This is a genomic window from Burkholderia sp. Bp9004 (assembly GCF_003858025.1).
Classification (GTDB): Bacteria; Pseudomonadota; Gammaproteobacteria; order Burkholderiales; family Burkholderiaceae; genus Burkholderia; species Burkholderia diffusa.
Map to the genome: position 1 here is coordinate 19,033 of NZ_QTQD01000043.1, position 13,378 is coordinate 32,410.

Genomic DNA, 13,378 nt, shown 5'->3' on the forward strand with positions numbered 1-13,378 from the left:
CAATGAAAATATCGAGAGATTTCGGGATCGTCGTTCGACGCGCGGCGCTGGTCGAGAAAGCGGTCGACCTGTCCACGGTCATGCGCGAATTCAATTTCGCCGACTATTTCGACGAGTCCGACCGGCTGGTGTCGCTCGGCCCGTTCTTCGGCGGCGACGCTGCCGATGCGTGCATGAGGCCGCTCGAGCGGCTCGGGCTGGTCTACTTCGACGATTTCTTCATTGTCGAGGAAACGTATCCCGGTTGGTGCGAGGTGGAAGCTTTCTGAACGTTGCGTAGCAGGGAACGATACGCATGAACGACGAACTGAAAAGCGAAATGGCGGCGCGGCTGCAGCACGCGCTGGAGCGGGTGGTCGACGAGCGCTCGCTGATCCAATTCCTGCGCGTGCTCGGCCATGACTGGCACAAGGAGCGCCAGCTCGACGCAGACGTGCCGCCGTCGCCATTCGCGGCCGCCGCGCTCGGCTGGGAAAACCGCTCGATCGGCGAGTACCTGGAGGCGATGGTCGACTGGGCCGAGGCGTCCGAGGACGGGCTGCGCTGCTACGACCTGCCCGACAATCCGTGGCGGCGCATGGCCGACATCCTGTTCGCCGGCAAGATCTACGAATAGCGCATCGCGGCGACTGGCGGGCGCAGCGGGCTGGAGCGGCCTAGTCGGCCGTCCCTTCGGCATACGTGCGCAGCCCGGTAGCCAGTGCATCGAACACGGCCCGGCAACGCGGACTCGCCCGCAGATCCTCGTGCATGACCACCCAGGTTTCCAGTTTCATCGCGGGCCCGTCCGGCAGCAGGCGCACGAGCCGCGCATCGCGCTGTGCGAGCCGGTTCTGGCAGAAGCCGATCCCGTAGCCGGCGCGAATCATCGCGAGCTGCGCGAGATTGCTGTCGGTGCGCAGCGCGAACGCATCGCGGTTCCACAACGGCATCCCGCGTCCTGCCGAGCGGATGAATGGCGTCACCGTATCGAAGCCGATCAGCGCGTGGCGCGCGAGTTCGTCCGTCGACGACGGCGTCCCGTTGCGCGCCAGGTAGTCGTCGCGGGCATACAGCGCGACGTCGATCTCGCCAATGCGCCGTGCGACGAGCGCGTCCTGCGCGGGCGGCGCCATCCGCACTGCGATGTCGGCCTCGCGGTTCAGTACGTCCTGGATGCGGTCGGTCGGCACCAGTTCGATGACGAGCCCCGGATGATCGCGCCGCAACTGCGCAAGCATGGGCGGCAGGACTTCGACCGCGATCACGTCGCTGGCCGAGATCCGCACGGTGCCGCGCACGCCCGCGCCGTGGCTCGCGGCCGCGCGCTCGAACGCGGCTGCCGCGCTGCGTAGCGCCTCGGCGTGACCGCGCAGCGCGAGCGCTGCCTCGGTCGGCAGCAGCCCCGACGGCGAGCGCGTGAAGAGCGTCTGGCCGAACGTGGCCTCGAGCGCCGCGACGTGACGGCCGGCCGTTGGCTGCGTGATGCCGAGCGCGCGCGCTGCGCCCGACAGCGAGCCTTCCGTCAACACGGCGAGGAAGGTGCGGTAGCGTTCCCAGTTCAGATCGATGGCCATACATAAATGTATAGCTAATCAATCATGTTCGGCAATTCCTTGCTAGGCTGCCTCGCGCCAGAATGCGTGCAGACAACGGTTCATTCACGGAGAACGACCATGACGGCAAACGCAGGCAGAACGCAACGACAGGCACTCGTGCTCGGCGCGAGCGGAGGCATCGGAGGCGAGGTCGCGCGTCAGTTGCGCGATGCCGGCTGGCAGGTGCGCGCGCTCAAGCGCGCGCTCGACGCCGAGACGGTGGAGCGCGACGGGATCGCCTGGATGCGCGGCGACGCGCTCGATCGCGAGGCGGTGGTCCGCGCGGCGCGCGGCTGCAGTGTGATCGTGCATGCGGTGAACCCGCCCGGTTACCGGAACTGGTCGACGCAGGTGCTGCCGATGCTCGACAACACGATCGCGGCGGCGACGGTGGCGCAGGCGACCGTCGTGCTGCCGGGGACGATCTACAACTACGGCCCCGACGCGTTTCCCGTGTTGCGCGAAGAGGCGCCGCAGCATCCGGTGACGCGCAAGGGCGCGATCCGCGTCGAGATGGAGCGGCGGTTGCAGGCGGCGACCGCGCAGGGCGTCCGGACGATCATCGTGCGGGCCGGCGATTTCTTCGGGGGGCATGCGGGCAACAACTGGTTCGGGCAGGGGCTCGTCAAGGCCGGGCGGCCCGTCGCGGCCATCAGCGTGCCGGGCCGGCCGGGCGTCGGCCATCAATGGGCGTACGTGCCGGACGTCGCGCGCACGATGGTCGAGCTGCTCGAGCGACGCGACACGCTGGCGCCGTTCGCGCGCTTCCATCTCGGCGGGCACTGGGACGCGGACGGCACGCAGATGACGCAGGCCGTGCGCCGCGTCGCGCAGCGGCACGGGATGCGGCCGACGGTGCGGCGATTTCCGTGGTGGCTTGTGTGGGCGGCGGCACCGTTCGTCACGACGATGCGCGAGATGCTCGAGATGCGCTATCTGTGGCGCGAGCCGCTCCGGATGGACAACGCGCGGGTGACGGCGGTGCTGGGCCGCGAGCCGATGACGCCGCTCGATACCGCGGTGGAGGCGGCGCTGGCCGGGCTGGGCTGCTTGCGATGACGGCGAGCGGGGCACGCGGATGGCGGGCCCGCATGCGGTTCATGTCCGTGATCGCATGCGCGCCTGCCACCTGCCGTCACGCGACGACCGGCAATACCTCGACCGCATACCGGTGCCGGAGGCTGCGCCCGAGCACCGGGTCGTGCAGTTCCATCTCGAATGTGTCACCGTCGCCCATCGCCGCGATCGCGCCGTGCACGGCGACCGTGCCGCCGAACATCGCGCAGCGCGCGGGCATCGTGCGCCGGTCGTCGAAGCGCTGCCACAGCGCATCGGGCGCGAGCAGCCCGCTGACGGCGCCGTGCTGATACGCGACGCGTTCTCCGCCAGGTCCGATCAACCATGAACGCATCTCGATCGCGTCCCAGTGATCGGCAACGTCCGCATGGCGCCACGCATCGCGGCCGAGCGGTTTCGCGCATACCTGCTTCGACACCGCGACGCCGTAGGCCTCGACTTCCCGATCCGTATGATCGGAACCGACCGTCACCAGCGTGCCGACCGGGCTGTCGATCAGCACGCACTCGATCTCGCCGCCCGAGCGCGCGCCGAGCACGCCGATCGACGCCGCCTGCGTGAGCAGCGCGGATGACACGCGATAGAAGCACGGCGTGGTCGACGGCGGCGCGACGCCGAGCGCCGCGAGTTCGTCGATGTGCGCGCGGATCGCGGCCGGATCGCGGCCGGCCCAGCCGGCAATCACGACCCGTTCGATCTCGACGTCGACATGAGCGGACGCACCTTGCGGGGACATCACGTTGAACGACAGGGCTTGCATGCGGGTATCCGTTTGAAGTGCGAATGAATGAAACGATCGGCAGGGACGCTCAATCCGCGAGCGGCCGGTGCGCGGTCTCGCGCGCGGCCAGCAGCGCGATCGACGTGACGACGAGCGACGCGGTGACGTACAGCGACACGGCCGTCGTCGTTCCCGTCTCGCGGAACAGCGTCGCGATCACGAGCGGGGCGAAGCCGCCGCCGACGATGCCAGCGAGCGTGTAGGCCAGCGACGAGCCCGCGTAACGCACGCGCGTCGGGAACTGTTCGGTGACGAACGCGCCTTGCGGGCCGTACATCGCCGCATGGATCACGAGGCCGATCGCAACCGCCGCGACGATCGCACCCGGCCGCGCCGAATCGAGCATCGTGAAGAACACGAACGCCCACACGATCCCGGCGATCGCGCCGGCGAGGTATACGGGGCGGCGTCCGAAGCGGTCCGACAGCGCGCCGAAGAACGGCACCGCGAGCGCGTTGCACGCCGTGCCGATCATCACGGCCGTCAGTGCGACGGGGCGCGACAGGTGCAGAACGGTCGTCACGTAGGTCAGCGTGAACACGACGATCAGCGCGTACAGCACGTCCGAACCGATCCGCGACCCGCCCGCGATCAGCAGGCGCTTCCAGTGATACTTCAGCACGTCGGCGACGGGCACCTCGGCGGTCGCGTGCGATTCGGCGAGCTGCTCGAACTGCGGCGTTTCGTCGACGCCGCGCCGCAGCCGGAAACCGAACACGACGAGCAGCGCGCTGGCCGCGAACGGCACGCGCCAGCCCCACGACAGGAAGTCGCCCGACGTGGTCGACAGTGTCACGAGCGCGATGCAGCCGGTACCGAGCAGCGTGCCGAACGACGGGCCGATCTGCGTCCACGATGCGGACAGCCCGCGCCGCTTCTGGTCGCCGTGCTCGACCGACAGCAGCACCGCGCCGGCCCATTCGCCGCCGAGCGCGACGCCCTGCACGAAGCGCAGCGCGACGAGCAGGATCGGGCTCAGGATGCCGGCCTGCGCATAGGTCGGCAGCGCGCCCATCAGCGCGGTCGTGACGCCCATCAGCACGAGCGTGAGCATCAGCACCGCACGGCGGCCGATGCGGTCGCCGAGATTGCCGAACACGAAGCCGCCGAGCGGGCGCGATACGTAGCCGACCGCATAGGTCGAGAACGCGAGGATCGTGCCGGCCAGCGGATCGACCGACGGAAAGAACAGATGATTGAAGACGAGCGCGGCGAGCGTGTTGTAGATCGTGAAGTCGTACCACTCGAGCGACGTGCCGATCATGCTCGCGGTCGCGAGTCGGCTGTTGCGGACGCGGCGGGGTGCGTGGGCGGCGGGCTGGGCGAGAGTGCTCATGGTGTCGGGCATGTCGTGAAGGATGACGGGATGACGCGCGTGCCGATGACGGATGACGCGGCCGGTGGCGAAGTCGGGATTCAGGCCGGCAGGGCGGCGGCGGCCGCTTTCGTTTCGGCATCGCGACCGGCCGCCGGCGGCGGCGCGGCGGCGCGCCACAGCAGGTCGAAGGTGCGCACTTCGTCGTGACCGGCGATGGCGGTAGCGATGGCGGTGGCGACGCGGCGGGTGGCCGCCGCATCGCTGCCCTCGATCAGCACGAGCGCGTCGGCGGCCGGACGCGCGGCCGCATCGGCACCGATCGGCGCGGACAGGTCCGGCACGGTGCGGAACAGCCGTGCCGCATGGATGCCGGGTTCGCTCAGCACCGCGTCGAAGCGCTCGCGCAGGTGCGGCACGTCGATGCGCTCAGGCTGCAGTACGAACAGCGCGAGATGCATGCCTTCGCCGTCGCCGGCCTCGATCGTCAGGTCGCCGACTCGCCGCTGCGTGCCCGTCATCCGTTCGAAGTTCGCGAGCGACCAGGCGGTCTGCCGCGTGAATGCGCGCCGATACGCGTCGCTGCGGAACACGTCGAGCGTGTCCGTCACGTAGAGCGCGAGGTACTTGCGCGGGCCGCCGTCCGTCGCGCGAAACCGTCGCGCATGCGTGAAGCCGGGAATCGCGACACGCTCCTGCATGTGCTCGCGGTCGTACCACGCGTTGAAATCGGCTTCGTGCGCGGGGTCGATGTCCGTCCAGACGCAGAGCTGGCCGTGTGGAAGGGAAAGGCGGGTCATGGCGGGTTCCTCGTGACGGGTGTGTCAGGAACCGCAGTGTCCCGAAGACGGGCCGTGCCCGTCCAACAAGAAAACAAATTCGCGGTGAACAGGTTTTCTTATGAGCGGCGCGGACGGCGTTTCGCCGGGGTGGCGGGCGGCGCGGATTCCGGCATGCGTTTTGCCGCTGCGGTCCGGGGTTTTCTTGCCGGGTGGACGGGAGCTTCGTCGACAGCCTCGGCCTTTGCCGATGCGCCCGTCTTCGCATGACTCGATGCGGCCGGCATCGCGCGTGCAACTTCGCTCGCCAGTTCCGCGATGCGCGCGGCGACCGGCAGGCCCTGCGTGCGATACGACGCGACGAGCGGCAGCGCGGGGAATTCGGGTTCGACGTCGAGCAGTTCGAGCGCGCCTTCCTGCAGTTCGCGCCCGATGATCGCGGGCGGCAGCGCGGCCACGCCGAAGCCGTCGGCGACGAGCCGGATCATCGCGGCGACCGACGTGATGCAGTTGATGCTGGCCGGCCGTTCGACGGCCGCGAACAGCCGCTCGATCGTTGCGTGAGGCCCCGAATGTCGCGAGAAGCTGATGATCGGATACGCGGCGAGCCGCGCGATGTCGAGCCGTTCGCGGCCGAGCCCGAGGCGCGGGCTGGCCGCCCAGCGCACCGGGAATTCGCATAGCGGCAGGTTCGTGAAGTCGGGGCCCGGCACCGGGTCGGTCTGCAGGATCAGGTCGACGCCGTCGGTGCTCAACAGGCGAATCAGGTGCAGCGTCGTATCGCTCGTGATTTCGACGTCGAGGCGCGGATAGCGCTCGCGCAATTGCGCCATCAGCGCCGGAAACCAGCTGTGAACGATCGATTCGATCACGCCGATCCGGATCAGGCCCGCGTCGCTCGCCGCGTCGATGTCGCGCCGCATCTCGCTGTCGAGCCGCACGATTCGCTCCGCGTAGGCGAGCATGCGCCGCCCGGCGGGCGTGAGCGTGGCCGAGCGCGTGTTGCGGTCGAACAGACGCACGTCGAACGCCTCTTCGAGCGACGCGATGCGGCTCGACACGGCCGCCTGCGTCGTGTGCAGTTTCTCGGCCGTGAGCCTGAAGTTCTCCAGCTTCGCGAGCCAGACGAAGGTTTCAAGAAACCGGATGTTCATCGAATTCCGAGCGGTGAGGCAGTGCCGCGCGGGGGCGGCGGGATCGGTCGATGTTAGCGGATTTCCGGGGCGTGAACGCGCGCCGTGCGTGCCGGGGCGGGGGGCGGGCGTTCGAGTGCCGGAAGACACGCGCCCGACCTTGTGCGGCCGCCCGCAACGCGGTGTCACGTGGGCTTCGTGTCTTCAGGCATCACGGCTTGTCGAACGCGAGCGTCGGCACATCGACGACCATCGCGCCGCCGTCAGCCACGAGCGTCGCGCCGGTCACGAACGACGCGTCGGGCGAGGCCAGGAACGCGCACACGGCCGCGATCTCGTCCGGATCGGCCGCGCGCCGCAGCGGCACGTCGGCACTGACGCGCGCATAGGCGCCGTCGAGCGTGTCGCCGTGAGCGGACATCAGCGGCGCCATTTCCGCATCGGCCATCGGCGTGCGGACCCAACCCGGGCACACCGCATTCGCGCGCACGCCGTGCGGCCCGTAGTCGCGTGCGAGCGAACGCGCGAGCCCGAGCAGCGCATGCTTGCCGACCGTATAGCCGCATACGCCGGGCCCGGCCGCGAGCGCGGCGATCGACGCGACCAGCACGATGCTGCCGCGCCGCGCGATCAGGTCGGGCAGGCACGCGCGTGCGCTGACGAACGCGGTGTCGAGGTTCGCATGCATCGCGTCGCGCCATTGCGCGTCGTCGGTTTCATCCGCGCGGCCGAGACCGTGGCCGCCCGCGCATGCGACGAGCGCATCGACGGGGCCGAACCGTGCAGCGATCTCAGGCAGGAAACGCGCCCAGTCGGCCGTGCTCGCGGCGTCGCCGGCGAGCGCGAGGCCGCCCGTCTCGGCGGCGAGCGCGTCGAGCGGCGCCCGACGCCGCCCGATCAGCGCGACGCGATCGCCGCGGGCGGCGAAGCGGCGCGCGCACGCGGCGCCGATGCCGGTGCCTGCGCCGGTGATCGCGATCGTACGGGGTTGCGGGTGCGTCATGTCGTTCTCCGGAGGGTGTCGTTTCCGGTCACTTTAGGTGGCGCCGACGCACGCCGGTATCCGCCGAAAGGATGAACGCATACCGGCCGGACGGGCGAGGGCGGTATCGCGCACCGGGCCGACCGGCCGGATCGCGGTCATTTTGCAAAAGCTGACGATGTCCGGCGCCGAATCGCTCTATCCTCCGTATTTTTGCGATGCGTCGCAAAAGCCCGGCAAAATGGCGCGGGCGCGCCCGCCCATCAGTGCGGGGCGCGACGGCCGCCCGATTCCGTCGTGCAAGCGGAGCGGCAGGCGGCAAGATCGGCGTGCGCATGCGACCGATACGGATACATGAGCTCTGCCGATGGCGCAGGGCGCGGTGGCTGATCGCCCGGTCGCGCATTGCGCGGCCGGACCATCGACAGGAACAGGGAGGGGCCGGCAATGAGGCTGGACGACGAAAGAGAAAGCGTGAACGTCGAGGATCGACGCGGCGGTGGCGGGTTCGGCGGCGGGCGCGCGACGATCGGCATCGGCACGATCGTGGTCGCGCTGGCTGCATCGTATTTTTTCGGGATCGACCCGCGCGTCGTGCTCGAAGGCGCGTCGGCGCTGCAGGGCCGGCAGCAGCAGGCCCAGCCCGCGCCTACGCAGCACCAGGGCGCACCGGCGAACGATCCCGGCGCGGTGTTCACGCGCAAGGTGCTCGGCAATATCGAGCGCACGTGGACGGGCGTCTTCAACACCCAGTTGCATGCGCAGTACCAACCGCCGAAGCTCGTGATGTTCACGAACTCGACGCCGACCGCGTGCGGCACCGGCCAGACCGCGATGGGGCCGTTCTACTGTCCGGGCGACCACAACGTGTACATCGATCTCGGCTTCTACGACGAACTGCGCAAGCGCTTCGGCGCGGGTGGCGATTTCGCGCAGGCCTACGTGGTCGCACACGAAGTCGGCCATCATGTGCAGAACCTGCTCGGCATTTCCGACAAGGTCGATGCCGCGCGCCGCCGTTCGAGCGAAGCGCGCTCGAACGCGCTGTCGGTGCGGATGGAACTGCAGGCCGACTGCTTCGCCGGCGTGTGGGCGAACAACGCGCAGCGCGCGAACCAGCGGCTGATGGAGCCAGGCGATTTCGAGCAGGGGCTGAAGGCGGCCGCCGCGATCGGCGACGATCGGTTGCAGCAGCAAGGCCAGGGCTACGTCGTGCCGGAGAGCTTCACGCACGGCACCAGCGAGCAGCGTGTGTACTGGCTGCGGCGCGGGATGGAATCGGGCGAAGTGAGCGCCTGCGACACGTTCGCCGCGAACGCGCACTGATATTCACTGACAGGGCGGGGCGCGCATGGTGCCGCGCCTTCGTTTCGAGGCCGCCCGCGCGGCCGCTCCGGAAACTTCGCCGATCGTTCCGATCGCGCTCGATCGGCGTGCGCGATGTTCCGCGCCGTCTTCTACGTCCATGCTCGGTCCTGCGGCTCACGGCGCATGCCTTGCCGACGCGGATTCCGTCGTCGGGACACGGCCGGTGCGTGCGATGTCTCGCGCCACCCTCGACGGCCATCGTCGACCGCAGGGTTCGCGGCGCATGATGTCCTGACGTCGATTCGGTTGTCGCAACACGGCCGGCGCGTCCGCCATCCAGCACCGGCAGACGAATTGCCGATTTGTGCTCACTGGCCCATTTTCGGCGCCGGTAGGCTGGCCCGAACTTCGACGCGTGCGGCCGCCGGCCGCTCCCATCATGCCGACCTCATCCATTCCAGCCGATCACGAAGCCGCCGACTGGCAGCGCGCGCTGCGCGCGTGCGTCGATGCGTTCGACGCGTTTGCGAGCCCGTCCGCGATCGTGTTCTACCGGCTCGACCTGAGCGGAGAGCCGGCCGATTTCGAGCTGTTCGGCATGCCCGAGTCGATGCATCGCACCTACATCGCGCGCTACCGGATGCTCGATCCGCTGCACCCGTCGCGCTGCGCGGCAGGCGCTCACGCGGTCGTGACGCTCGCTTCCCAATTGCCTGAGGAAAGACGCGACGCATCCGCATACTGGACCCGTTTCCTGCGGCGGCACGATGTTGCCGACGTCGTCGAGATCTGGCTGCGCGACGACGCGGGCCGGACGATCGGTGCGTTTTCGCTGCTGCGCTTCGGGAAGGGCGTAGCGGGCGGTGGCGTCGGCAACGGCACGGCGGGCCGGTTCGCGCCGGGCGAGATCGACGCGCTGGCACGGCTGCAGCCTGTTGCCGAAGCCGCGCTGAGCCCGCTGCTGCGCGCACGGCGCGGGATTCACCGGATCGATTGCGAGGCGCGGCTGACCTACCGCGAGGAGCAGATCGCCCGCCTCGTACGCGACGGCCGCTCGAACAAGGAGATCGCGCGCGATCTTGCGCTCGGCCAGCCGACCGTCAAGACGCATCTGATGCGGATGTACCGCAAGCTCGGCGTGTCGAACCGCACCGAGCTGGTCGGCACGTTGTTCCTGTAGTTTTTCCGCGTCCGCACCAGCATGCATCCCGCGCCATTCATCTGACGATAGCGCGGCGCTCGCACGCCGCCATTCCCCGTTCCCGGCTCACCCGCGTTTCGATCTCCCGCGCGCTTGCCAATTTGCGCTCACGGGGCGCGATCCCTCGTCGATACAGTGGTTCGACACCCGCATGCCGGAGCGCACGCGGCCCAGCCACGACAATCATCGAGACGCCCATGAGCACCACACACTTCGTCGCGGTCAGCGACACCGTGCGCACCTTCGTCGCACGCGATTTCGGCCTTTTCATCGACGGCGCCATGCAACCCTCGCACGCGGCCGCGCGACTCGACGTGTACGACCCGGCGACGGGCGAGCGGCTCGCGACGGTCGCGGATGCCGACGCGCACGACGTCGACCGCGCGGTCGCCAGCGCGAAGCATGCATTCGACACCCGCGTGTGGAGCGGGCTGCGCCCGGCCGACCGCGAGCGCATTCTGCTGAAGCTCGCCGACCTGATCGAAGCCGATGCCGAAACGCTCGCGCAGCTCGAAACGCTGAACCAGGGCAAGTCGATCCACGTGTCGCGCGCGATCGAGGTCGGCGCGAGCGTCGAATACGTGCGCTACATGGCCGGCTGGGCGACCAAGATCACCGGCCAGACGCTCGACGTGTCGATCCCGTTCCCGCCCGGCGCGCGCTACACGGCCTATACGCGCAAGGAGCCGGTCGGCGTGGTCGCCGCGATCGTGCCGTGGAATTTCCCGCTGATGATCGCCGTGTGGAAGCTGATCCCGGCACTCGCGGCCGGCTGCACGATCGTGCTGAAGCCGTCGCCGGAAACGCCGCTCACCGCGCTGCGCCTCGCCGAACTCGCCCTCGACGCCGGCGTGCCGCCCGGCGTGTTCAACGTCGTCACCGGCGGGCGCACGTGCGGCGCCGCACTCTCGAGCCACCCGTCGATCGCGAAGATCTCGTTTACGGGTTCGACCGCGACCGGCAAGCAGGTTGGCGCGGCGGCCGTGCAGAACATGACGCGCTTCTCGCTCGAACTCGGCGGCAAGAACCCGATCGTGATGCTCGACGACGTCGACGTCGCGCAGGCGCTCGACGGCGTCGCCGCCGGCGCGTTCTTCAACCAGGGGCAGGTGTGCGCGGCCGCGTCGCGCATCTACGTGCACCGCAGCAAGTTCGCGCAACTCGCGGACGGCCTCGCGGGCGTCGCGCAGTCGATGAAGCTCGGCGCGGGCCTCGACACCACCGCGCAGATCAACCCGCTCGTCTCCGCGCACCATCGCGACAAGGTCGTCCAGCACATCGAGGGGGCGCGCCGCGCGGGCCTCACGTTCCTCGCGGGCGGCACGCCGGCCGACGACCTGCCCGGCTACTACGTGAAGCCGGCCGTGATCGCCGATCCGCATCCCGACAGCGCGATCGTGCGCGACGAGGTGTTCGGCCCGGTGATCGTCGTCGTGCCGTTCGACGATGCGGCCGACGCCGTGCGCCTCGCGAACGCGTCGCCGTACGGGCTCGCCGCGAGCATCTGGAGCAACGATCTGAAGCGCGTGATGAATCTCGTGCCGCAGATCGAGGCCGGCACCGTGTGGGTGAACTGTCACATTCCACTCGACCCGTCGATGCCGTTCGGCGGCTACAAGCAGTCGGGTATCGGCCGCGAGTTCGGCCAGTACGCGATCGAAGGCTTCACCGAAACCAAATCCGTGTGCATCGCGCACTGACGCGCGGCATCCGTTCCGAACACCCCGAAAACCTCGAAACCCGATCCTCTAACGCGAGCGATCGCGGTTCAAACGATCCGAAAGTGGAGATTGCAATGAGCTACAACGAAGCGAAGTTCTGGCACCCGATGCTGCACCCGAACGAAATGAAACGGCGCAAGCCGATCCGCATCGTGCGCGGCGACGGCTGCTACGTGTTCGACGAAACCGGCAAGCAGCTGGTCGATGGCGTCGCGGGTCTGTGGAACGTGAACGTCGGGCACAACCGCCAGGAAGTGAAGGATGCGATCGTGCGCCAGCTCGATGAACTCGAATACTTCCAGCTGTTCGACGGCATCTCGCATCCGCGCGCGGAAGAGCTGTCGAAGAAGCTGATCGACATGCTGGAGCCGGAAGGAATGCGCCGCGTGCTGTACAGCTCGGGCGGCTCCGACTCGATCGAGACCGCGCTGAAGATCGCACGCCAGTACTGGAAGGTGCGCGGCCAGGCCGATCGCACCAAGTTCATCTCGCTGAAGCAGGGCTATCACGGCACGCACTTCGGCGGCGCGTCGGTGAACGGCAACACGGTGTTCCGCCGCAACTACGAACCGAACCTGCCCGGCTGCTTCCACGTCGAGACGCCGTGGCTGTACCGCAATCCGTTCACGCAGGATCCGGAGGAACTCGGCCGGATCTGCGCGGAAATGCTGGAGCGCGAGATCCAGTTCCAGAGCCCCGACACGGTCGCCGCGTTCATCGCCGAGCCGGTGCAGGGCGCGGGCGGCGTGATCGTGCCGCCGGCCAACTACTGGCCGCTCGTGCGCGAGGTGTGCGATCGCTACGGCGTGCTGCTGATCGCCGACGAAGTCGTGACGGGCTTCGGCCGCAGCGGCAGCATGTTCGGCAGTCGCGGCTGGGGCGTGCGCCCGGACATCATGTGTCTCGCGAAAGGGATCTCGTCCGGTTACGTGCCGCTCGGCGCGACGGCCGTGAACGCGCGGATCGAGGACGCGTTCGCCGCGAATGCGGACTTTGGCGGCGCGATCATGCACGGCTACACGTACGCCGGCCACCCTGTGGCCTGCGCGGCCGCGATCGCGAGCCTCGACATCGTCGTGAAGGAAGACCTGCCGGCGAACGCGGCGAAGCAGGGCGCGTATCTGCTTGAAGCGCTGCAATCGTTCCCCGAACGCTTCGCGGCGGTCGGCGAGGTGCGCGGCAAGGGGCTGATGCTCGCGCTCGACCTCGTCGCGAACAAGCAGACCCGCGAGCCGATCGACCCACTGTCGGGCTACGCGAACGCCGTCGCGGAAGTGGCGCGCGAGCATGGCGTGCTGGTGCGCCCGGTCGGCACGAAGATCATCCTGTCGCCGCCGCTCGTGATCCAGCGCGAGCAGCTCGACCGGATCGTCGACGCGCTCGCGGCGGGCTTCGAGGCCGTGCCATTCGCGTGAGGCCGTAAAGCGGGAATCGCGTGACGCCGAACCGGCGGTGGAGGGCGGGATAACCCGTTCTCCACCGCCGGTTTGCCGATTTGCGCTAT

At 68.9% G+C, this 13,378-nt stretch carries 13 protein-coding genes; 7 read left to right on the plus strand and 6 right to left on the minus strand.

All coding sequences use genetic code 11. The features are described from left to right. Positions 1–2: 2 nt before the first annotated feature. Positions 3–269 (plus strand): hypothetical protein, encoded by a 267-nt coding sequence (locus DIE08_RS32015; RefSeq protein WP_124905682.1) that lies wholly within the window; start codon positions 3–5, stop codon positions 267–269. Between the two features lie 26 nt (positions 270–295). Continuing rightward, positions 296–616 (plus strand): hypothetical protein, encoded by a 321-nt coding sequence (locus DIE08_RS32020; protein WP_124905684.1) that lies wholly within the window; start codon positions 296–298, stop codon positions 614–616. Between the two features lie 40 nt (positions 617–656). Here DIE08_RS32020 and DIE08_RS32025 read toward each other — a convergent pair whose 3' ends face one another. Beyond that, positions 657–1,556, minus strand: a complete 900-nt coding sequence (locus DIE08_RS32025; RefSeq protein WP_124905686.1) for a LysR family transcriptional regulator — start codon at positions 1,554–1,556, stop codon at positions 657–659. A gap of 99 nt (positions 1,557–1,655) precedes the next feature. Here DIE08_RS32025 and DIE08_RS32030 point away from each other — a divergent pair, with 99 nt between their 5' ends. Further along, positions 1,656–2,636 (plus strand): NAD-dependent epimerase/dehydratase family protein, encoded by a 981-nt coding sequence (locus DIE08_RS32030; RefSeq protein WP_124905688.1) that lies wholly within the window; start codon positions 1,656–1,658, stop codon positions 2,634–2,636. A gap of 76 nt (positions 2,637–2,712) precedes the next feature. Here DIE08_RS32030 and DIE08_RS32035 read toward each other — a convergent pair whose 3' ends face one another. From DIE08_RS32035 to DIE08_RS32055, 5 genes are all read right to left on the minus strand, one after another. After that, positions 2,713–3,414: a DUF2848 domain-containing protein gene (locus DIE08_RS32035; RefSeq protein WP_124628223.1), complete on the minus strand. Its 702-nt coding sequence runs from the start codon at positions 3,412–3,414 to the stop codon at positions 2,713–2,715. 49 nt (positions 3,415–3,463) lie between these two features. Continuing rightward, on the minus strand, positions 3,464–4,783 hold the full coding sequence (locus tag DIE08_RS32040) for an MFS transporter (protein ID WP_124905690.1): 1,320 nt from the start codon (positions 4,781–4,783) through the stop codon (positions 3,464–3,466). A 68-nt stretch (positions 4,784–4,851) separates the two neighbouring features. Beyond that, on the minus strand, positions 4,852–5,550 hold the full coding sequence (locus tag DIE08_RS32045; RefSeq protein WP_124628227.1) for a DUF4286 family protein: 699 nt from the start codon (positions 5,548–5,550) through the stop codon (positions 4,852–4,854). 98 nt (positions 5,551–5,648) lie between these two features. Continuing rightward, positions 5,649–6,683, minus strand: a complete 1,035-nt coding sequence (locus DIE08_RS32050; protein WP_124905692.1) for a LysR family transcriptional regulator — start codon at positions 6,681–6,683, stop codon at positions 5,649–5,651. Between the two features lie 190 nt (positions 6,684–6,873). After that, positions 6,874–7,665 (minus strand): SDR family NAD(P)-dependent oxidoreductase, encoded by a 792-nt coding sequence (locus DIE08_RS32055; protein ID WP_124905694.1) that lies wholly within the window; start codon positions 7,663–7,665, stop codon positions 6,874–6,876. A gap of 426 nt (positions 7,666–8,091) precedes the next feature. Here DIE08_RS32055 and DIE08_RS32060 point away from each other — a divergent pair, with 426 nt between their 5' ends. The 4 genes from DIE08_RS32060 to DIE08_RS32075 all read left to right on the plus strand — a co-directional run bounded on the left by DIE08_RS32060 (position 8,092) and on the right by DIE08_RS32075 (position 13,289). Further along, complete coding sequence (locus tag DIE08_RS32060) at positions 8,092–8,970, plus strand: neutral zinc metallopeptidase (protein WP_059599167.1); 879 nt, start codon at positions 8,092–8,094, stop codon at positions 8,968–8,970. A gap of 421 nt (positions 8,971–9,391) precedes the next feature. Next, complete coding sequence (locus DIE08_RS32065; RefSeq protein WP_124905696.1) at positions 9,392–10,132, plus strand: helix-turn-helix transcriptional regulator; 741 nt, start codon at positions 9,392–9,394, stop codon at positions 10,130–10,132. Between the two features lie 218 nt (positions 10,133–10,350). After that, a complete protein-coding gene (locus tag DIE08_RS32070) occupies positions 10,351–11,853 on the plus strand; it encodes an aldehyde dehydrogenase family protein (RefSeq protein WP_124905698.1) in 1,503 nt (500 codons plus the stop codon). Positions 11,854–11,948: 95 nt separating this feature from the next. Further along, on the plus strand, positions 11,949–13,289 hold the full coding sequence (locus DIE08_RS32075) for an aspartate aminotransferase family protein (protein ID WP_124905700.1): 1,341 nt from the start codon (positions 11,949–11,951) through the stop codon (positions 13,287–13,289). Positions 13,290–13,378: the final 89 nt, after the last annotated feature.